The 19,464-nt window shown below is 63.9% G+C and carries 14 protein-coding genes; all 14 read right to left on the reverse strand.

What is annotated here, in order from left to right; all coding sequences use genetic code 11:
- Positions 1-108: 108 nt before the first annotated feature.
- Complete coding sequence (locus B1400_RS02930) at positions 109-1,605, reverse strand: S10 family peptidase (RefSeq protein WP_095612967.1); 1,497 nt, start codon at positions 1,603-1,605, stop codon at positions 109-111.
- Positions 1,606-1,731: 126 nt separating this feature from the next.
- Positions 1,732-3,855 (reverse strand): APC family permease, encoded by a 2,124-nt coding sequence (locus B1400_RS02935; protein WP_095612968.1) that lies wholly within the window; start codon positions 3,853-3,855, stop codon positions 1,732-1,734.
- Positions 3,856-3,956: 101 nt separating this feature from the next.
- Positions 3,957-5,315 carry a C1 family peptidase gene (locus B1400_RS02940; RefSeq protein WP_095612969.1) on the reverse strand — a complete coding sequence of 453 codons (1,359 nt, stop codon included), beginning with the start codon at positions 5,313-5,315 and terminating at the stop codon, positions 3,957-3,959.
- Positions 5,316-5,343: 28 nt separating this feature from the next.
- A complete protein-coding gene (locus tag B1400_RS02945) occupies positions 5,344-6,702 on the reverse strand; it encodes a C45 family autoproteolytic acyltransferase/hydolase (protein WP_095612970.1) in 1,359 nt (452 codons plus the stop codon).
- 268 nt (positions 6,703-6,970) lie between these two features.
- Positions 6,971-7,618, reverse strand: coding sequence for a peptide deformylase (locus tag B1400_RS02950; protein WP_095612971.1), 648 nt, complete (start codon positions 7,616-7,618; stop codon positions 6,971-6,973).
- A 42-nt stretch (positions 7,619-7,660) separates the two neighbouring features.
- Entirely contained in the window at positions 7,661-9,043 is a 1,383-nt protein-coding gene (gene glmM, locus B1400_RS02955; protein ID WP_095612972.1) for a phosphoglucosamine mutase, read from the reverse strand.
- Positions 9,044-9,267: 224 nt separating this feature from the next.
- Positions 9,268-13,215, reverse strand: a complete 3,948-nt coding sequence (gene eccCa / locus B1400_RS02960; RefSeq protein WP_235607290.1) for a type VII secretion protein EccCa — start codon at positions 13,213-13,215, stop codon at positions 9,268-9,270.
- A complete protein-coding gene (locus B1400_RS02965) occupies positions 13,212-14,492 on the reverse strand; it encodes an FHA domain-containing protein (protein ID WP_157909623.1) in 1,281 nt (426 codons plus the stop codon). The genes eccCa and B1400_RS02965 overlap by 4 nt, the downstream gene beginning before the upstream one ends.
- Positions 14,489-15,643: a hypothetical protein gene (locus B1400_RS09610; RefSeq protein WP_157909624.1), complete on the reverse strand. Its 1,155-nt coding sequence runs from the start codon at positions 15,641-15,643 to the stop codon at positions 14,489-14,491. The genes B1400_RS02965 and B1400_RS09610 overlap by 4 nt, the downstream gene beginning before the upstream one ends.
- A gap of 9 nt (positions 15,644-15,652) precedes the next feature.
- Positions 15,653-16,066, reverse strand: a complete 414-nt coding sequence (locus B1400_RS02970; RefSeq protein WP_095612974.1) for a hypothetical protein — start codon at positions 16,064-16,066, stop codon at positions 15,653-15,655.
- Between the two features lie 53 nt (positions 16,067-16,119).
- On the reverse strand, positions 16,120-16,731 hold the full coding sequence (locus B1400_RS02975) for a hypothetical protein (RefSeq protein ID WP_133064597.1): 612 nt from the start codon (positions 16,729-16,731) through the stop codon (positions 16,120-16,122).
- Entirely contained in the window at positions 16,643-17,581 is a 939-nt protein-coding gene (locus B1400_RS02980; protein WP_095612976.1) for a hypothetical protein, read from the reverse strand. The genes B1400_RS02975 and B1400_RS02980 overlap by 89 nt, the downstream gene beginning before the upstream one ends.
- Before the next feature lie 55 nt (positions 17,582-17,636).
- The gene (locus B1400_RS02985) at positions 17,637-18,836 is read right to left on the reverse strand and encodes a hypothetical protein (protein ID WP_235607291.1); all 1,200 of its coding nucleotides are present in this window, start codon (positions 18,834-18,836) and stop codon (positions 17,637-17,639) included.
- Positions 18,837-18,966: 130 nt separating this feature from the next.
- A complete protein-coding gene (locus B1400_RS02990; protein ID WP_095612978.1) occupies positions 18,967-19,428 on the reverse strand; it encodes a hypothetical protein in 462 nt (153 codons plus the stop codon).
- Positions 19,429-19,464 lie beyond the last annotated feature (36 nt).

Genomic DNA, 19,464 nt, shown 5'->3' on the forward strand with positions numbered 1-19,464 from the left:
GACATGAAGCGGCTGCCGACGCCATCAGACGTCGGCAGCCGCTTCATGTCAGTCCGGCCGCGCTCACCGCGCCGGCCGGACGAACCCGTCATAGGGACCGCTCAGACCTCACTGCGCGGCCTGATCCTCATGGCGCTTGTCATAGAAGGCCTTGAGCTCGGGGCCGGCCGCGGCGAGCGCCACCTCGTCGCAGTACAGCATGTGGCCGTTCGAATGCAGATGGTATTCGATGCGGTCCTTGAGCGCCTGCGGCAGGAACAGCTTGTTGATATCGTGGCGCACGTTCCAGTACGGCGTAGCGGCGTCGTGGATGCCGCCGAGCACGCAGATGCGGCTCGTCGGGTTGCGGCGCAGCGCGGTGGCCAGATCGTAAGCCACGTTCGGCACCTGCGGGGAGCCCATCGTGCCCGGCGCCTGATGCGTCCAGTTCCAGCTCGAGTTGACCTTGAGCGAGAGGCCCTCGTAGTTCTCGTAGCCCTTGAATCCCATGTCCCCGAGCATCTTCATGTAGACGTCGAGGTAGGCGGCGTTGATCGCGTCGTAGGACGGATCCTCTCCGGCGAAGAACTCGTTGTCGCCCTGCACGTCCTGATAGCCGTACGTGGTGAAGCGGGTGTCGTAGCGGCCGGTCGTCTCGCCTTCGTCCTTGAGCAGGTTCTTGCGGAACGTGTCGAGCTCGATGCGCAGCCCCTTCTCCTCGATGAAGTCGGCAGGCAGGCCGATGAACTCGCTCATCTCGCCGGCGATCTTCTTCATCTCGTCCGCCGGCAACGCGTCGGCGAGCGTCAGGGCACGGGCGAGCGTGTCGTTCGCATAGTCGAACGCCTTGTCGTACCATTCGTACTGGTCGACGCCCGCACCGGCCTTCTTGAAGTAGTTGGCGGTGGCCGCATACACCGGGAACATGCCCATATAGTAATCGTCCTCGCCGGAGAGCGTCGGCTCGTAGTCGAGGATCGTCGACTGCTCGGTCACGCCGGCGACGCCCACGCCGTGCTCGCCGAGCATGCGGTAGACGACGGCGTTGCGCATCGTGCCGTAGGATTCGCCGTACAGGTAATGCGGGCTGTTCATGCGGTCGTACTTGGTGAGCCATGCGATGATGCCGCGCGTGAACGCGTCGGCGTCGCCGTCGACCCCCCACACCTTCTTCGCGTCGTAGTTCGGGTCGACATGCGAGTAGCCTGTGCCGAACGCGTCGATGAACACGAGGTCCGAGCTCGGCAGCAGCGAGTACGGATTGTCCTCGACCTCGCCGACGCCGGTGAGGTGCGCCATGCCGTCGGTCTTGACGCGCTTGGCGCCCATGCCGCCGATGTTGACCATGTAGGACGCGCCGCCGGGGCCTCCGTTCCACAGGAACGTGACCGGACGGTCGGACTTGTCCTCATCGTCCGAGACCTGCGAGAACATGAACATGTGGCCGATCATCGCGCCGTCGTCGGCGCGCACCGGAATCATCTCCGCGGTGGCCGTGTAGTTGATCGACGCACCGTCCGGCCCCTTCCAGACGTAGTCCTTGCTGGCCGTGGCCGGAAGCGGCTCAAGCGGCTTCTTCTGGTCATTCTGCGTTGTTTCGCTCTTGGTTTCATTGGCTTCTGCCATGACAATGCTCCTTTGGGATGTGGGGCATGCGTGGTGGGATCCGCGTATGCCCCGACGAATATCAACATGCGCATGCGGCCGGCCGTGACGCCGACCGGCCGCATGCGCCGTGCGTCGCGACGCCTCTCAGTGCTTGGGCTGCGAGGGGTCGGAGGCCGGCTTGGTCGGGTCGACCGTCTGGGCGGCGTTGATGGAATCGATGGACCTGACCGCGGCCTGCGCCTCATGCGCCTCGGCCTCGTCCACCTGCACGGCGTGGGCGTCGCGCGACAGCGTCGCATCGTCCTTCGCCTCATTGGCGAGCGCCACGGCTTCGTCGTGGTACTCATGGGCGTTCCGACTGGCCACCTGCGCCTCTGCCCTGGCGCGCCGCGCATCGGCGGCCGCGTCGACGGGCACCGGCGCCGCGGCGACGTCGGACGCCGCAGGCTGCGGGATCATGTCGCCCGAAGCGTTCGTGTGCACGGGCTGCGGTTCGTAGGACACCGTCTTGACGCCGACGGTCGGGTCGCCGACCAATGCGACCTTGGCGGGCTCGGACGGTTCGGTGATGCCCTGCTGCTTGAGCAGCGCGGCGGCCGCCTCGCCCTGCTTGGGATCCTTGCCGGTGGGCAGGTCCGTCATCATCTCGTCCTTGTCGTAATGCTTCTTGATCGGCAGGCCCATCGGGTTCTGGCCTTCGGACAGCAACGCGGTCGGGATGTTGGACAGCGCCTTCGCCGGCTTCTTCAGGCCTTCGATCTGCCAGGTGAAGGGGGCGAACTGGTTCGTCGGATCAGCCCAGTCGTGCTTGCGCGATGCGCGGTAGATGAGCACGCAGGCGATGAGCACGAAGGCGAGCAGGCCGATGATGATCAGGTCGTAGGTGGCGCCGGAACCGACCTCGGCCGCCAGCTGCGCCGGCGGATAGAACGCGAGCACGATGCCGAAGACCGATGCGAGGATGCCGATGCCCGCCACGATCCATGCGCCGGCCATGCCGCCGGGGACCCTGAAGCCGCGCGGACGGTTCGGCTGCTGGTAGCGCAGGCGCAGGAACGCGATGAACATGAGCACGTAGTAGGTCAGGTACAGGATCGTGATTGCCTGCGTGATGAGCGCGACGAAGCCCTCGACGTTCGGCAGCAGGAACACGATGAACGCGATGACCGTCATCAGCGCCATCTGCGTGTACATCAGGCGGCTCGGCATGCCGTGCTTGTTGTTGTTCTGCAGGAACTTCGGCAGGAAGCCGGAGCGTCCCGCCTGACCGAGCATGTAGGAGGGGCCGGCGAGGTTCGTGATCAGCGCGGCGAAGCTGTTGAGCATGCCGAGCCAGCAGAACACCAGATAGAGGTCCGGGAAGCCGATCGTCGCACCGAGCGCGCGGTAGGTGGCGTAGAGCGTGTACAGAAGGTTGATCTGCTTGTTCGGGATCACCATCGCGATGATCAGCGTGCCGATGATGAAGATCAGCAGCGCGAGGATCATCGAGACGAAGATCGCGACCGGGAACTGCTTGTTCGGTTTCTTCAGGTCCTTGATGTGCGCGGCGTTCATGTCGATGCCGGCGAAGGAGAAGAAGACGCCCGCGGCCAATGCGAGGGTCGACATGCCCTCCCACTTGGGCACCAGCGCGCTAGGCGCCATGTCGATGGCGGGCGCGTTCCCCTGGCACAGCCACACGACGGCGAGGATCGTCATGACGCCGAGCGGCAGGAAGGTGCCGAGGATGACGCCGTACTGGGCGATCTTGCTGAAGGTCTTGACGCCCTTCGTCGCGAGGAAGCAGCAGAACCAGTAGTAGGCGAGCCAGCCGATCATGATCGGCAGCGTCACCTTCCAGCTGTGCGAGTTCTTCGCGAAGCCGACGGCCCAGTCGTACTTCGTCGTGAAGAAGCCGATCGTCGCGGACATCGACGGGATGCCGGAGCCGAAGGTGAAGGTGGTCTGGAACCACAGGATCAGCAGGCAGGCGACCGCCGGGAACACGCCGATGCCTTCGCCGACCCAGCGGAAGATGCCGCCGCGCTGGCTCCAGCCGGATGCAAGCTCGGCCGCCACAAGACCCGTCGGCAGGAAGAACAGCAGACCGCCGAGCAGGAAGAAGGTTACTGAGGAGAGCCCGTAGAACGACTGCTGCACATCGTTGGCGAGACCGGCGATCACGGTGACGTTCATCATGATCAGCGCCAGCGTCGTAAGGTTGCCGGTGCCTCCCTTGGCGCCTTTGACTATGGCGCCGGATTTGGATTTCGTGTTATCACTCATGTTTTCCCTGACTTACGTCCATGCGCCGCGCCGCCCGGCCGGGGCCGGGCGGCGACAAGGCGCCATCGGTTATGGACGGGACCCGCGAAGGCCTCGAGGCATCACGGTTCCGGGTTGAAGGTGTTCCAGTACGGCAGGATCCGCGGCTCGGCGTCGTAGGCCTTCACGACGTCGTCCGGCAGATATTCGCGGCGGATGGCGACCTCGTAGTTGTATTCGGTGAACCACGAGTCGTCCATGATGAAGTAGCCCTCATGGCCGACCGGCTTGTTATGCGCGGTCGTGCCCCACGAGTTCTCGACCTTCCAGCGCAGCGGATTGCCGTCCGCGTCCAGGTCGACGCCGGCGATCATCATCGCATGCGTCGGCAGGCTCTGGTTGTACTGGAAGCGCTGGCCCTTGTCGAGCTTGAACTCGAGGCCCATCATCTTCTGCACGTCATAGAGGTTGAGGGCCATGATGCCCTTCTGGAAGTCGGAGTCCTGCAGCACGTCGCAGCCGAACCACACCGGTTCGCCGGCCTTGAGCTGCCTGATCGCGGCCTGCTTCATCACGTCGATCGGCACGTTGACGTAACGGCAGCGGCGCTTGGAGCCGAGCACCTCGCCGGTCATGTCGATCTCATAGGACTGGTTGTACGCCATGCCCTCAACCGGCAGGTTGATGACGCCGATGCAGTCCTCGAACCTGACGTCTCCCAGGTACTTCTTGTAGAACTCGAGCGGGGTCAGGCCGCGGTCCGCATGGTAGTGCTTGTCGGTGTCGCGGTAGACGAAGTCGATCGTCTTCGGCGGTTCGCCGAAGCTCACGCACAGCACACGGTAGATGTCGGAGAGCATCCGCCGGCGCGCGGCGTCGATGTCGGCGTCCGACTTGCCTTCGGCGACCATCGTGCGCAGCGTGTACGCGTCCTCGCGCAGCATGCGGTTGAGCAGCGCGTCCAGTTCGGAGGAGTTCTTCGTGACCGCCGTCTCCGGCATCGCCTCCTCGGGCACGACGCCGTACTTCTCGACGAGCGCGACGATCGGATCGAAGTCGCCGCCGTCCTGCTGCGGCGTGGCGAGCAGGAAGTCGATGCGGCGGTCGTCAAGGTCGCTACCGGCGTACTTGACCATATTCTCCATGAAGAAGTTGGCCTTCTCGAGCTTGTCGTAGAAGAAGTTGTAGGCCTGCGACAGCTGGAAGCTGCCCTTCGGCAGCTTGAGCTTCTTCTCCATGTGGAAGCGCAGGAAATTGAGCGCCGAATACATCCAGCAGCGGCCGGACTGGCGCTGGTTGGCGACGGCCTCGTCGTCCACGTCCACCGAGAACACGAAGTTGTTCTTGGTGACGACGACGTTCTCACGCTCGCTTGAGGCATGGATGCCGTTGTTCTTGACGGCCTGCTCAGCGATCTGCTGGGCGGCGTCCTTCCTGTAGGCCTCTGCCATCTTCGACAGATCTTCCTTGGTTAGTTCCATGATGGATCCTTTCTTGCTAACCGTTTCCTTACTCGAACAAAGTCCAGGGCTGGCTCGGGCGGCTCTTGAGATAGCCCTGCTGCCAGTTCCACTGAGGATGCTGCGCCATGAACGCATCGGCGTCGAACGGCTCGCCGTCCGCGCGGCCGAAGATGCCCCACATCCTCATGTTGCCGATATCCTCGGCGTCCGCGCATTTGCCGTCGCACGAACCGCCCGGGAAGAACGGAACGTTCCACACGCCGTGCGGATCGTCGGCGTAGTACTGCGGATCGACGTCGTAATGCGCGCAGATGTCACGCGAGCTCGCGCACTCGTATCCCAGATACGGGTCGAACTTGTCGGCGAGGATCTTCTTGGCCATGTCGTCGTCGATATGCCCGGCGACCTCGGGCATCAGCCGCTCGAGGCGCGTGCGGCGGCCGCCGGTCTGCTGGCGCGGGTCGTTGTAGCCGTTGTCGACGCATTCGAGGTTGCGGATGCGCGGATCATGCGCGGCGTTGCAGCCGTAGAACCAGCCGTCCTTCGTGCGCAGCAGCTCCTGGTGCTTGAGTCCCTGCTCGTAGCGCGCGATCTCGTTCGTGTTGATGTCCACGAGCATCCAGATGTTCGCATAGCCGCCGTTGTTGCCGTCGTTCTCGATCTCGACCCATTCGTCGATCGTCTTCGCGTATTGCGAGGCCTTGCGCGACCGCACGTATTCGGGGACGCCGTCCGTATCGTAGCCGACGAAGCCCGCGAGCGTCGTCTCGGTGATGCCGAGGCCCGCGGAGGTCACGTAGAAATCGGTCATCGAGCTGATGTAGCCCGGAATCGTCTGCATCTTCATCGCATAGCCGTGCGCCGGCTTGATCATTTCACAGACGTTGAAGTACTGGCCGCTCCAGAAGTCGTCGAAGCTTTCATGCGCGATGACCGGGCGTCCGTCCACGGTGGCGGAGCCGGTCGCGACGAACCCGGTGCAGTGCGAGCCCTTCGGTCCCATCGGCGGGTTGTTCGAATACTGCGCGGCCACCTGCGGCCACCAGTAGCCGGTCAGCTCCATCCACGCGTTCCAGCCGATCACGTCGTCGAGCGTCGTCGGGAAGCCTCCGGCGGTGAAGCCGTCCGCCATACCCTGCATCTCGTCGAGGTATTCCTGCGGGATCTTGTCCTTGTGCAGTTTGACGGCCTGTTCGACGAAGAACGAATAATCCATGCCCATCGTCTCGAGCGTCATATGGGTGTAGACGCGGATCGCGTCCTTGAATTCGGCGACGAGCAGATAGCCGTGTTCGAATCCGATCTCGTACGGCTCCCCCTGCACCGTGATGTAGTGCCAGCCGTTGATGTCCTTCCGCTCGGCCTTTGCGAGCGCCGCGCGTTGCGTATCGGTGAGCTCCGCCATGATTGACCGCCGTCCTTTCGTGTGTCCTTTCGTTGTGCGCTAAGGCATACGTTAGGTTCGCGGGCGCGACCGGCGACGGTGTTTCCGTCAGGGCATAACGTTTTTCCATCGCCATGCGCAAAAGACGGCAAAACGAAGTTTTTCGGGCTTATTTGGAGATTTATTCCGCTTTCAAGATAATTCCTGAGCCGGAAACCGGTTGCGGCGGCGGCGTTGCCACCAATTCGCCCGCCGTGTCGACACGGCGGGCGTCGGGGAGCGGGAGCGCTCACAGATCGAATCCGAGCACCTTCGCCGCTTCGGTGGGCACCGGGTCCTCGCACCAGAAGTCCTCGAGGTTCTCGGTCGTCGTCAGGCTGCGGATCTCGGCCTTGTCGATGTACAGCTCGCCGCTCAGATGGTCGGTCTCATGCTGGAAGATGCGCGCCGGCCAGCCGTGCAGCCGCTCCTCGTGCGGTTTGCCGTCCTCGTCGTGCCAGCGGGCGATGATGTCGAGCCAGCGCCTGCGCACCGCCTGATAGCCTTCGACGCTCAGGCAGCCTTCGTAGAACGAGCGCGTCTCCTCGCCGACCGGCGTGTACGACGGGTTGATGATCGCATGGAACGGGAATTCGGCGATCTCGCGCGGATCGTCGTCGGCGTCCGCATGGTCCTCGACGACGGCGAGCGCGAGGTTGAGGCCGATCTGCGGCGCCGCGAGGCCGACGCCTGGCGCGTCGAGCATCGTCGTGCGCATCGTCTCGATGAGCTTCGCCAACGTGTGCCTGCTCAGCTGGCCGTCGTAGCGCACGCACTGCGCGCGCAGGACGGGCTCACCGGCCTCGACGATCGGCAGCACGCCGTTTTCCGCCGACTTGAGCAGTCGTTCCACGTCCCTGTTGAGCGCGATGTCCACGCGCTTGTTCGTTCCGAACATTGTCCTCCTCTTTCGGATTCCGATGATGATGCGTACGCCGGTTCACAGCGCGAGTTCGTCGGCGACGACCTGCGCGAGGCGCGCGGTGACCTCGTCCGCCTGTTGCTGGGTCGCGGCCTCCGCCATGACGCGCACAAGCGGCTCGGTGCCGGACGGGCGCAGCAGCACACGGCCGGTGTCTCCGAGCAGGGCCTCCTCGCGCGCGACGGCGTCGAGGACCACCTGGTTCGTCTTCGCGGCCATCTTGTCGACGTTCGGCACATTGATGAGCTGCTGCGGCAGCTGCGGGAAGTCGGCGGCGAGGCTCTTGAGGGAGCGTCCCGAATCGACGACCTCCTTGCACAGCGTCAGCGCCGTCAGCGTGCCGTCGCCGGTCGTCGCGAACTCGCGGTTGATGACATGACCGGACTGTTCGCCGCCGAGGCTGTAGTCGCCGCGCAGCATCTCCTCGAGCACGTAGCGGTCGCCGACGTTCGTCTGCACGGTGCGGATGCCCATCTCCTTGAGCGCGAGTTTGAGGCCGAGGTTGCTCATCACCGTCACGACGAGCGTGTCGTGGTTGAGTTTGCCTTCGCGCTGCTTGGCGCGTGCGAGGATGCCCATGATCTGATCGCCGTTGACGAGCGTGCCGTCCTCGTCGACTGCGAGGCAGCGGTCGGCGTCGCCGTCGAACGCGACGCCGAGGTCGGCGTTGGAGGCCTTGACCATCGCCTGCAGCTGCTCGGGGTGCGTCGATCCGGCGTTCTTGTTGATGTTGTAGCCGTCGGGGGACGCGTTGATGACGATGACGTCGGCGCCGGCGCGGCGCAGCGCCTCCGGGGCGACGACCGAGGTCGCGCCGTTCGCGCAGTCGGCGACGACCTTGAGCCCCTTGAGCGGCTTCGTCTGCGTGCCGTCGACGATCGGCGCGACGGTGGCGACGAGATGGTCGATGTACATGTTCGTCGCCGTGTTCGAGTCGTGGCTGACGCGGCCGACGCCGGCGCCGGTGGGCCGTTCCCAGTCCTGTCCGAGCACGGCTTCGATCTCGTCCTCCTTCGCGTCGGGCAGCTTGAAGCCGCCGCGCGCGAAGAACTTGATGCCGTTGTCCGGCATCGGGTTGTGCGAGGCGGAGATGACGGCGCCCATCTCGACGTTGAGCACGCTCGTCAGATACGCGACGCCCGGCGTCGGGATGATGCCCGCGTCGATGACGTCGAAGCCGCCCGCGGACATGCCCGCCGCGAGCGCGTTCGAAAGGAAGTCGCCGGAGACGCGCGTGTCACGGCCGATCAATGCGCGCCGGCGTCCCGCCTTCTGGTCGGGTTTCGGGGAGTCGTCGCCGAGCACGCGCACGGCCGCGTCCCCCAGATCGAGCGCGAGCTGCGCCGTCAGATCACGATTGGCAAGGCCGCGGACACCGTCGGTTCCAAACATACGTGGCATATTCATCCTCACTTGATATGCATCAGACCACCGATCCGGCCGATTATCCGCGACCGGACCATACGTGCACGATTCTACTGCACCCGCCGCCGCGCCCTCGGCGTTTGCCGTGGGCGGCGAAAGGCGTGCGGTCGAGGACGTCACGGCGAAGACGATGCGCCGTCCTGATGTCGCGGTCCGTCAGCTGGACCAGCCGCTGCGTCATATGCGCGTCGACGTCGTTTTCAGTCACGCAACGGCGTGTAGGCGAGCTGGGCGACGAAGAGTCCCTCGTCTCGCGTGACGACCTGCGCGCGTCCCGGAACGGAGCGCTTCGGTTTGACGCGGCCAATCAGCTGCCCCTCGTTAGGGTCGCCGGAGAGCAGGATGCCCGGCATGCCCAGATCCTGACACGCCTGAATGACCGGGTCATACATCGCACGGCTCGCGCCGCCGGTACGGCGCGTGAGGATCACATGCAGCCCCACATCGGCCGCCTGTGCGAGGAACGGCACGAGCGGACGCAACGGATTGCCCGACGACGTGGAGACCAGATCGTAGTCGTCCACGAGCAGATACACCTCCGACCCCGTCCACCAGGAACGGTTCCGCAGCTGTTCCGCCGTCAGATCCGGTCCCGGCATGCGCGTCTTGAGATACTCGGCGAGTTCCTGCATCTGCGCGGTCGCATCGTCCGGGGACGTGATGTATCCGGCGAGATGCGACTGCGGGATCTGCGCGAGGTTCGCCCGGCGATAGTCGATCATGAAGATCTTCGCTTCGTTGCCGGCGTATACGCGTTCGATCTCCCGGACGACGAGACGCAGGAACGACGACTTTCCGGACTTCGACTCGCCGAAGAGATAGCACAGCGGATAGGTGTCGAGGTTGAATCCGACCGGCGCCAACGCATCCTCGCTGATGCCGAACACGAAGTTGCCCGGCACGTCGACGATTTTCTTGTAGGCCTCGTTCCGGTGCATGTACGTGAGCAGCTGCTCGTGTTCGAGCATCTCCGGCAGCAGGCGCAGCTTCGGCCCCGGCTTGCCCCGCCAAGCGCCGTTCACCTTCTCGATGAGGTCCTCGACGCCATCGCCGACCGTGGCCGGATCGTCGTGACCGTCGATGCGCGGCAGGCCGACCATCATGTGCAACCCGGCCGCGCTGACGCCTCGTCCGGCCATGCCCATCGGCACCGTCTGGGCCACCTTGCGGTCGATGACCGAGTCGCCGGGCTCGCCCAGACGCAGCTCGAGCTTCGTGCCGATCGAATCGGCGATGTTCGCACGGATCTCCATCCAACGGTTCGCACTGAGCAGCACATGCACGCCATAGGTCAGGCCGCGCGCCACGATCTGCTGCACCTTCGGTTCGAGTTCCTCGTAGTCGGCGCGGAAGTTGCCCCAACCGTCGATGATGAGGAACACGTCGCCGAACCCGTCGTTGATCGCGCCTTCGGCGCGGCGGCGACGATACGTTTCGATGCCGTCGATGCCGGTCTTCTTGAAGAAGACCTCGCGGCTGGCGATGATGCCGCCGATCTCGGCGATCGTACGGCGTACCTTCTCCTCTTCGTTGCCGGAGGCGACGCCGCTGACATGGGCGAGCCGGTGCAATGGCGTGAACGAGCCGCCACCGCAGTCGATGACGTAGAACTGCGTCTCCAATGGCGTATGCGACAGCGCCAACGATGTGACGATCGTGCGCAGCATCATGCTCTTGCCGCTCAACGGACCGCCGACAACGGCCATATGACCGCCTGCGCCGGAGAAGTCGACGGCCATGACCTCGCGCTTCTGTTCACGGGGCTTGTCCTCGATCGCGCAGGGCGCGACAAGCGCCCCCTGCTTGCGCCAGTACGGCGACACCAACCCGAGACCCTGCACGATCTGCAGATCCGGCATGAAGCGATCAAGCGTATCCGGCGTGGTCAGCGGCGCCAGCCACACCTGATGCGCCGGCGTACCCCTGCCGCGCATCTGCTCGACGGCGTACTGGAACGTCGTCTCGTCCCCGCCGAAGCCCTCCGGGACGCCGGAGACGTAGGACGCGCGGAACCGCGACATCGTACCGTCCGGCTTCTTGAGATAGCCGATGCCGGGAAGGCTCGGCAGCTCGAAGGCGTCCGTCACGCCGAGCACGGCGCGCGACTCGCTCGCCGAGAACGTCTTCAGACCGATGCGGTAGGACAGATGCTCGTCAAGGCCACGCAGCTTGCCCTGCTCGAGACGCTGCGACGCGATGAGCAGATGGATGCCGAGGGAACGCCCGACGGCGCCGATGCGCACGAAGGACTGCACGATGTCCGGCTTCGCCTTCATCAGCTCGGAGAACTCATCCACGACGACGACGAGCGACGGCAACGGCTTGAGGTCGTCCCGACCCCCATTGACACGCAGATCCTCGTATTCGGTGATGTTCGCGAGATTGCCCGCATCGCGCAGCAGCTCCTGACGCCGATTGATCTCGCCGTCCAACGCGTCCTCCATACGATCGACGAGCGAAGCCTCACGTCCGAGGTTCGTGATGATCGACGAGATGTGCGGCATGCCGTCCATGCCGGCGAAGGTCGCACCGCCCTTGAAATCGATGAGCACGAAATTGAGCTGATCGGGAGAATGGCTCAACGCGAGCGACAGCACAAGCGTGCGCAACACCTCCGACTTGCCCGAACCGGTCGCGCCGACGAGCACGCCGTGCGGACCCATGCCGCGCTGACCCATCTCCTTGATGTCCAGCATCGCCGGAGACTGGTCGTCATACAGTCCGATCGGCACATTGAGACGCGTGCGGCCGGTGCGATACGCCCACAACGCATCCAGATCGATGTGCTTGAGGTCGGTGATGCCGAGCAGGCTCGGCAGATCGTTGCCGCTCCTGTGCGGCGCGGAATCCATTTGCGCACCGGCGCTTCCGTCGCTCATCGACACGTCGCCCAACCGTCGCGCCACGGCCCGTACCTCACCGACGCTCAACGCATCCGCATGCAGTTCGATGGGCTGTTTCATCGCCGTCGACGACAGCTGCACGATGCCTGTGTCGAGCGTGTGCTCGACGACGTTCAGCCCTCGCTCGACCATCGTTTCGGAGAACAGCATGCGCAGCACGTTCGTCTCGGTCAGATCATCCCACGACTCCGGCATGTCGATGACCGTCACGCCGTCGAGGCCGGCTGCGTCGAAGACACGCGTCTGCTTGCCGAGCGCTCCGATCTCGTAGCCGTCGTTGATGATGAGCAGATGCGGCTGCGAGGAATACTCGGCGATGCTGAAGACGCCCCGGCTTGTGATGTCCGGGCCGACGAGCGCATCCACGTCATGCGCGTTCGACGTGACCATGTACCGCCTCGACGAAGCGGCCCGGTCCGTATAACCGTCATCGGCATATGCGCCGTCCGTGCGCGCATGAGGCAGCATGCGCACCCATTCCCAGTCGCCGATCCTGTCCTCGGCGGCGAGCACGGCCACCTTCAGATGTTCGGGCGAATGCCAGACGACCGCCTGCGCCAGCATGGCGCGCACAAGCGGCTGCACCTGCTCGGGGTCGCCGAGCAGCTCGATGCGCTTATACTGCCGCATGTCCACGGTGAAGGGCATGTTGCGCAGCTTCGAATGCGCGATGAGGAAGCGATGCGCCGCCGAGGCGGACACCGGGTCGAGCTGGGCGAGCGCCGAGATCTCCGGGGATTCGAGTTTGACGCTCAGCTCCTCCTCATGGCTGCCCAATCGCAGCGTCATGAAATCGTCATCCGAGGGCATGCGCTCCCACCGTCGCGCCGGTTCGCACGCGACCGCCACCAACGCATCCGGGTTGGGCGCGTTCCACAATGCGGCGCTGCGCTGCCGGTACGCCGACGTACGCACCGCCTTGCGCGTCTGGGCGAGATAGGTCAGATACTCACGGCGCGAGGCCGTGAGGTTCGCCATGCGCTGCGAACGCTGCCGCACGCCGTTGACGACGACGAATCCCATCGAGGACAGCATGAACATGCCGCCGGTGAGCAGTCCGGTCAATCCGCTGTTCGTCATCAGCATCATGATGATCGCGCTGACCGAGCCGAGCAGCGGCACCATCGAGGTCAGCACCGTGTTGACGCCGTCGCTCGCCTCGAGTTCCGGCGGCGGCTGCAGCACGATGCGCCCCTTCGGCGCGACCGGCCCCTGCAGACGGTCCGACTTCATCTCCTTGCTCACGCGTTCCTCCTTCGTGCGATCCTCATGATGCTGCCGGTCATGTCGCCGAACGACAGGCGCACGCCGGGCTCGATCCTCTCACGTACATCCCGTTGCAGCCGGTGTTCCTCGCCGTCGGTGATGACCGACGTGCCGTTGAGACTGCCCAGATCGGTGATCCAGACGCCGCCGTCGTCGATCTCGATGCGCGCATGGCTGCGCGACACCGTTCCCGTCGTGTCCTTGAGCGTGACGGTGCGATCGCCGTCCTCGACCGCCGTGGGCCTCCTGCCGACGACGACCGCTCCCCGCTGCGGCAGATTCAGCCGTGTGCCGCCTTCGAGATACATGATGAGCGTGGGCTCTTCGACGGCATCGCCCGCCGGGCGCTGCGGCAGCGCGACATGGACGCCGGCGGCCGGCTGCGCCGGACGGCTCGGCAACGCCGGCGGACGGATCGGCAACGCCGGATCGGGCCGACGTTTCGAATGCCGCGGTTTCGTCGACGCCCGTCGGGGGTGCGCCTGCGCGGCGGGAGTCGAAGTCGCAGCCACGGCCGGAGCGGCAGCCGCAGCCGCCACCGGTCCGGCAGCAGCGGCTGGCGGCGGCGTGACGGGCTCTTCTATCGCCATCGGCGCGGGCACCGGTACGGCCGGCGGGGCAACGGGTGCCGTTCCGGCGTGGGCATCGTGCATCGGCGCCGGTTCCTCGGCCGCAGGCATCATCGCGGAACCAGTCGTGTCCGGCATGGCGGTGCTGGTCGATGTGTAGCGGAAATCCAACGACGAACCGATCGGAGCACCCGCCGTACTGATGCGCAGCAGCAGCGGGCGGTCGATGTCCACCTGGACGAGGGATGCCACGGCGTCCGCCCAGTCACGGCGGATATCAGATTTCGAAGGGAACGCCGATGAACCCATCTCGACGATGAGTCCCACGCCCGCCGCGCACGCGCACACCAGCAGCATCCCGTATTTCCTCATGATGAGCAGCATCCCCGCCGGCAGCACGCCGCCGTTCCTGCTCGTCGCGCACTCCTCGCGCACGGTCCGCGTCCCGGTGACGAGTCTGCCGATCGTCTCACCGCGAGCACCCTCCCAAATCATCATCGTCAGCACCAGTTCCACCGCCACGATGATCGTCAGCACCGGATCATGGCCCAGCAGTTGGGTGGTGCCCGCGGCGATGACCAGCACGGCGAGGTCGATGCAGTTCGATGCGATCTGCTTGCCGCACGATGCCACTGCATAGGTCTTCTCCTGCCGTTGCCCGGCGGACGGCCCGATGACGATGCTCATACGATTCCTCTCAACCATTCCACAAGACCCGCGGACAGCAGGGCCGCGACCGGCGCGAAGCACAATGCCGCAAAACAGCAACCATCCCCTATCCGGGACAATGCGAGCGAATAGAACCCGTTGCTTTGCGAGATCATGCCGAAGCCCAACGCCAGCCCCGCCACGCCGCATACGCCGATGATCATCACCGGCATCTGCGCTCCCCATTGCGGCAGCGCCGAAGGCAGAAAAACGACGACGATCATCAATGACGCCACGGCCGCTCCTCTCATCAGGAAACGTTCGAAGGGACGACCGGATTGACGCGGCTTCAAAGCCAGGTACAGCACGATGGACGCGCCCGCGACGATGAAGGCGATGCGATCGAGCACGACCGTGTAATCGACGCTCGCCGCGAGCGCAAGGAAGGACAGCGCCACGCATACCGTGCAGCAGATCGTTCCCGCCGTGTATTGCGCGAGGAAACGCTGCATGTCCTCATGCACGTCGTCGTCGGTGAGCATGCGCGCGTCTTCGGGGATGCTGCCGCGCACCGTCCATCGGCGCGTCATGTATCTGCGCCACTGCACGAGATAACGGTCGGGCACGCGTACGATGAGGTTCGCCATCATCTGCACGCCCCAGATGCCCATCGCCACGCCGAACGCCGCGAGGATCGCCGGGCGCGCGTCGAGGCAGATCGCCGCCGCACAGCCCAGCGCCGTCAATAGGAACACGATCATGCATACACGCACGGTGCCGGTCAGCTGCGGATGGGCGACGCGCGTCGACATGACCGCCGCCTCGATGCCTCCCGCGCATGCCATGCAGAACACGGCGACGATGACGGGATGCGACGTGGGGATCAGCGCGGCGCCGGCGGTCCCGGCGCACATCGCCAACCAGATGCCCGCGGTCAGATACCATGCGGCCGCGTTATGCTCATGCCGTTTCGAGCGGCTCAGACTCGCATGGTCGGCGAAGACGGCGGCCAGCATGAGAGCGGCGGCGATGCTCGCGATGAACCTGAAGGAGATGGTCGCATCCATCGGCGTAAAACCATATGGCAGCATGGCGGCGCATGCCGCCAGCCCCATGATGACGGGCATGGCCAGATGCACGCCGTCCTGCTGCGTCGCCCGTGCGGGACGTGGAAGAGAAGAGAGCGTCATGGGCGTGTGTCAGACGTCCTTGCGCATGCCGGCTTCCATCGCCTGCAGCGTGGCCGAGCTCTCCATGGCCCGCAGATAGTCCCGCTTCGTCTTTTCCTCCGGATCCATCGCATCGAGATCGTCACGCACCTTCGTCATGTTCCTGACGATGTCGGCCCTCACCTCGCGCGCTTCGGGTGACTTGTCGATGCCGTTGAAAATGTCCATTTCGCAGGTCTTGCCCAGATCGATGCGTGACTGGAGCGTCTGCCATGCCTTGCCCATCTGTCCGGCGCGTCGCGCTTTGACGACCTCCTCATGATGCTCGGCCAGACGGGGCTGGTTGTTCGCATGGAGTTCTTCGAGTTCCTTGCGTGCCTGCCTGAGTTCTTTCTGCGCTTGTTCGAGCTGCTGCATGAATGCTTCGAATTCGGTGGATGCCATCTATGCTCTCTCTCCCTGTATCTGTCTTATGTCACATTACATATTGTGGTGATTTAGCGGCCGCCGAAGGAGCCGCCACCGTCATCCTCATGCTTCTGGCCCTGTGCGCCATCGAGGCTGTCGTTGGCCCATTCCTGTACCGAATCGCCAAGGCCCTCGATGGCATCCTGTCCGCTGTCATACAACATATTGAATCGATCCTGCCCTCTATCCCATCTCTGCCGGTTATTCTCTTGCCATTGGTCGGTGCTGCGGTCATTGGCCTCATTACGGGCGTCATTCGCCGCGGTGCGTTCCGCGGAACGCTGGTCAAGATTGTCAGCCACCCCATGCGCGCCGACAAAATCGAAGAAGTCCGAAAGTCTGTCATCGACGAAATTGGCGGCACCGGTCGTGGCGTTGTTCCAGCCACGTCGAAGATCCTGACCTCTGTCAATGTTCCAATCCAGCACTGACTGCCCAGCATCATAGATCATATTGCCGCCCCATTGCGTGGCGTCGCCCAATGCGCGCTGTCCGGCCTGCGCGCCGTCGAAAAGACCATTGCCGACGAACTGTCCGCCCTCCAATAACGTATTACCGACCCACTCGACTCCTTCTCCGACCTTTTCGCCGGCCCACGTCAATCCATCCCAAGCCCCCCTTGCCCATTGTTCCCAAACCATTCCCGATCCCTGATGTCAGGTCATTGAGGCCGACGCTTGGATTCGTAAGGAATTCTGCTGTTTTGATCATGTTCTGCGTGGAAGCGCTCAATGGCGCGCCTGAGGTCAGCTTGCATTGGGACAGGGCGCTCACTGACTGATCGTACGCAGTACCGAAATGCGCAAGGCAATTGGCAAAGGTCCGTGCCGTCGCCAGCATCTGCTTAACCCGGTTACTGACGGTCGTGACCAGATTCGTGACGGCATCGATCACCTTATGGGTATCCCATGCCCCCTTGAACTGACCAATCACCGGGATGGAGATATCCGCCAAAACGCTCGCAAGCAGATTGGAGATCTCCTGCAGTGTGCTCATGATGAAATTGAAGGTATCCTCGGCAAGCTGGGCCAGCTTCCGCATCCCCTCTGCACCTTCCCGGCAAGGCGTGACGCCGGCTTGCATCGCCTTCGTGAGCGCCGCGTTATCTTTCTTGAACGCATTGGAAGCCTCACCGCTCCAGCTTGTGCCGTCGCCCACGGCGTTGGAGACCTCCGTGATGGCGGCTGCGGTCTGGGTCAGGTTGGCCGCAAGCGCATCCCATCGTTCAGCGGTCGTGGTCATCGCGTCCCAATCGCCGCTGAAGGGCTTCTTGATCCATTCATCAATCGGACTGAATCCGAACAGGCCTTCGAATATGCCATCGACGGCAGAGATGATCGCGCCTGCGAGCTGGACGCCGGATTGGATCAGCTCGTTCAGGTCGGAAACGGTTTTGGCGTCGCCTACCAATTTGCGCAGTGTCGACGAGTCGGTTGCCAATTGTGCGCCTCTCGTCGTCAACACGTTGGTGCTCGGAGCAACGGATGTCATGATATGGTCCTTCTGTTCGTATGTGTTTCGTTACCGCCATGCGCGTCCGGATTGCTCAGACCGCAGTGTTGATGCCTTCACGTTCAGGCAGCCGTGTGATGTCCCTCTCGAGGAAGAGCGCCTGGAGTTCTTCGGGGCTGCGTCCGAGTGGGTCGCTGCTGGCGATCTGCTCCCATGCGGCCGCCGTGGCATCCTGTTGGGCTTTCGCCCGTGCCGCAGCCGATTCGCCGACGCGCATGACCGCGTCATAATCGCCGTCGTTGTCGAAGTCCACGGCGGCGAACTGATCATCGCCGTCCTCGTAGACGCTGATCCGGGCATCGGCGCCCATGTCCGGCGTCATCGCCAGGTCGTTGGTGCCGTCGTTGTTCGCGTCCAACGTGAACGTGGACGCATCCTTCGGGCGCATGCCGTCCGGCAACGGTATGTGCGTCGCGTCCTCATCCGTTTTGCTCAGGCGGATCGAACCATCGGCTTCCATGACCGCATGCGTGTTGCCGTCGGTGAGGTTGAGCGAGTATTCGTCCTGCGCGTCCCCGCTGACATCCAGCCCAATCGTATTGACGCCGTCAGATGGATTGCCCGGGCGCCCGTCGACGCCGACTCCAGTGCCGCCTGCGTCCGGAGTGCCATTGGCGCCCGCATCGGCGGAGCCGTCAGCGTCCGGCGTCCTACCGGTGCCGTCGCCCGCAACAGATGCATCCCCGTCGGGAGAGATGGTACCGGTATCCGGATCGACGCTTCTCGCCGTACGACCGTCATCGGCAGGTGTCTGCCCACTCGCCGGCGGCTCAACGGATCCGGATGCGTCCGCATCGACGTTGCCGGCTTCCTGCGCAACGGAGCCTTCGTATCGGTCATCATCCTGCTCCGAACCACTGTCCGTGGAACCACTGCCGACATAGCCGCCTCCACCAGCCACTCCGGGGCCTCCGCCGATGGTGCCGCTGCCGCCGACCGTGCCACCCCCAGCACCGGTTCCGCCTCCGCCGCGCTCAAGCCGGTCAAGTTTGTTATCAATCTGCTCAAGGTGGTCCTGAATGTTCTTCAGATACTCGATGGCGTCCTCCTCTGTATTGGCGAAATCCTGTTGGGCGCCATCAATCGCCCCCTGCAGGTAGCTGAGCACCTGACCAATGTTGCTCAGATAACTTGACGTGCATTCCTTGGCCGACGTGTACATGGGACGGAACATCTGCAGCACGAGACCGAAGCTCGGGTCCTCGTTCTGATTGAATGCGCCCATCGTCGCCATGAACTCGCGTGATGCCGAACCGTATTGCGCCTGCAATCCCTTCAGATCGCCACAATCCATCTTGATTTCGTCTGACACAGTATCGCTCCCTGTTCCTATGACGGTCTGGTATCGGTTGGTTCAGGCGTTTCTACGCCTGTTCCTGACTGGCAATGAAATCGAGGATCGTGTCGTGGACATCCTCGATCGATGCCCGCAATGTGCCGCTGAGCGTCTGGCCGCCGGCTTTGCGCTCGTTCTCGTGCAGATCACGCCTGAATTCGGCGGCGTCGGCTGCGTCGGCCACTGCGGCCGTCTTCGCGTCGATTGCCGACTGCTGAGTCTCCTCAGCCGTCTCGAAGTTCGCGACGACCTCTTCGAGCCATTTGGCGTATGCCTCCAACGTCGTTTTGAGATTCTTGCGTGACTTGTGGTAATTCTCGCTCATCTGCGCGATCTGCTTGTCCAGATCCTGTCCGAAGAACTCCGGGGAGTCGTGCTGCGCCGGCTGCCATCGTGCGTTCCTCGTACGGTCGATGTCCGTATTGAGATGCCGCAGTTTACGCACCATCACACGATCCTGCTGCGGATTGATGTTGATTTCGTCCACCATTGGTCATGCTCCTTTCATGCTGTTCGAAAATGGTTT

This window comes from Bifidobacterium italicum (assembly GCF_002286915.1).
Lineage (GTDB): Bacteria > Actinomycetota > Actinomycetes > Actinomycetales > Bifidobacteriaceae > Bifidobacterium > Bifidobacterium italicum.

What these genes read in the sequence shown, in the direction of transcription:
- B1400_RS02975 (WP_133064597.1), bottom strand. Translation starts at nt 16,731, where the DNA reads ATGGTTTGGGAACAATGGGCAAGGGGGGCTTGGGATGGATTGACGTGG.
- B1400_RS02985 (WP_235607291.1), bottom strand. Translation starts at nt 18,836, where the DNA reads ATGGCGACGATGGGCGCATTCAATCAGAACGAGGACCCGAGCTTCGGT.
- B1400_RS02965 (WP_157909623.1), bottom strand. Translation starts at nt 14,492, where the DNA reads ATGAGCATCGTCATCGGGCCGTCCGCCGGGCAACGGCAGGAGAAGACC.
- B1400_RS02945 (WP_095612970.1), bottom strand. Translation starts at nt 6,702, where the DNA reads ATGGCGGAGCTCACCGATACGCAACGCGCGGCGCTCGCAAAGGCCGAG.
- B1400_RS02990 (WP_095612978.1), bottom strand. Translation starts at nt 19,428, where the DNA reads ATGGTGGACGAAATCAACATCAATCCGCAGCAGGATCGTGTGATGGTG.
- B1400_RS02980 (WP_095612976.1), bottom strand. Translation starts at nt 17,581, where the DNA reads ATGACATCCGTTGCTCCGAGCACCAACGTGTTGACGACGAGAGGCGCA.
- B1400_RS02930 (WP_095612967.1), bottom strand. Translation starts at nt 1,605, where the DNA reads ATGGCAGAAGCCAATGAAACCAAGAGCGAAACAACGCAGAATGACCAG.
- B1400_RS02935 (WP_095612968.1), bottom strand. Translation starts at nt 3,855, where the DNA reads ATGAGTGATAACACGAAATCCAAATCCGGCGCCATAGTCAAAGGCGCC.
- glmM (WP_095612972.1), bottom strand. Translation starts at nt 9,043, where the DNA reads ATGCCACGTATGTTTGGAACCGACGGTGTCCGCGGCCTTGCCAATCGT.
- B1400_RS02940 (WP_095612969.1), bottom strand. Translation starts at nt 5,315, where the DNA reads ATGGAACTAACCAAGGAAGATCTGTCGAAGATGGCAGAGGCCTACAGG.
- B1400_RS02970 (WP_095612974.1), bottom strand. Translation starts at nt 16,066, where the DNA reads ATGGCATCCACCGAATTCGAAGCATTCATGCAGCAGCTCGAACAAGCG.
- B1400_RS02950 (WP_095612971.1), bottom strand. Translation starts at nt 7,618, where the DNA reads ATGTTCGGAACGAACAAGCGCGTGGACATCGCGCTCAACAGGGACGTG.
- B1400_RS09610 (WP_157909624.1), bottom strand. Translation starts at nt 15,643, where the DNA reads ATGACGCTCTCTTCTCTTCCACGTCCCGCACGGGCGACGCAGCAGGAC.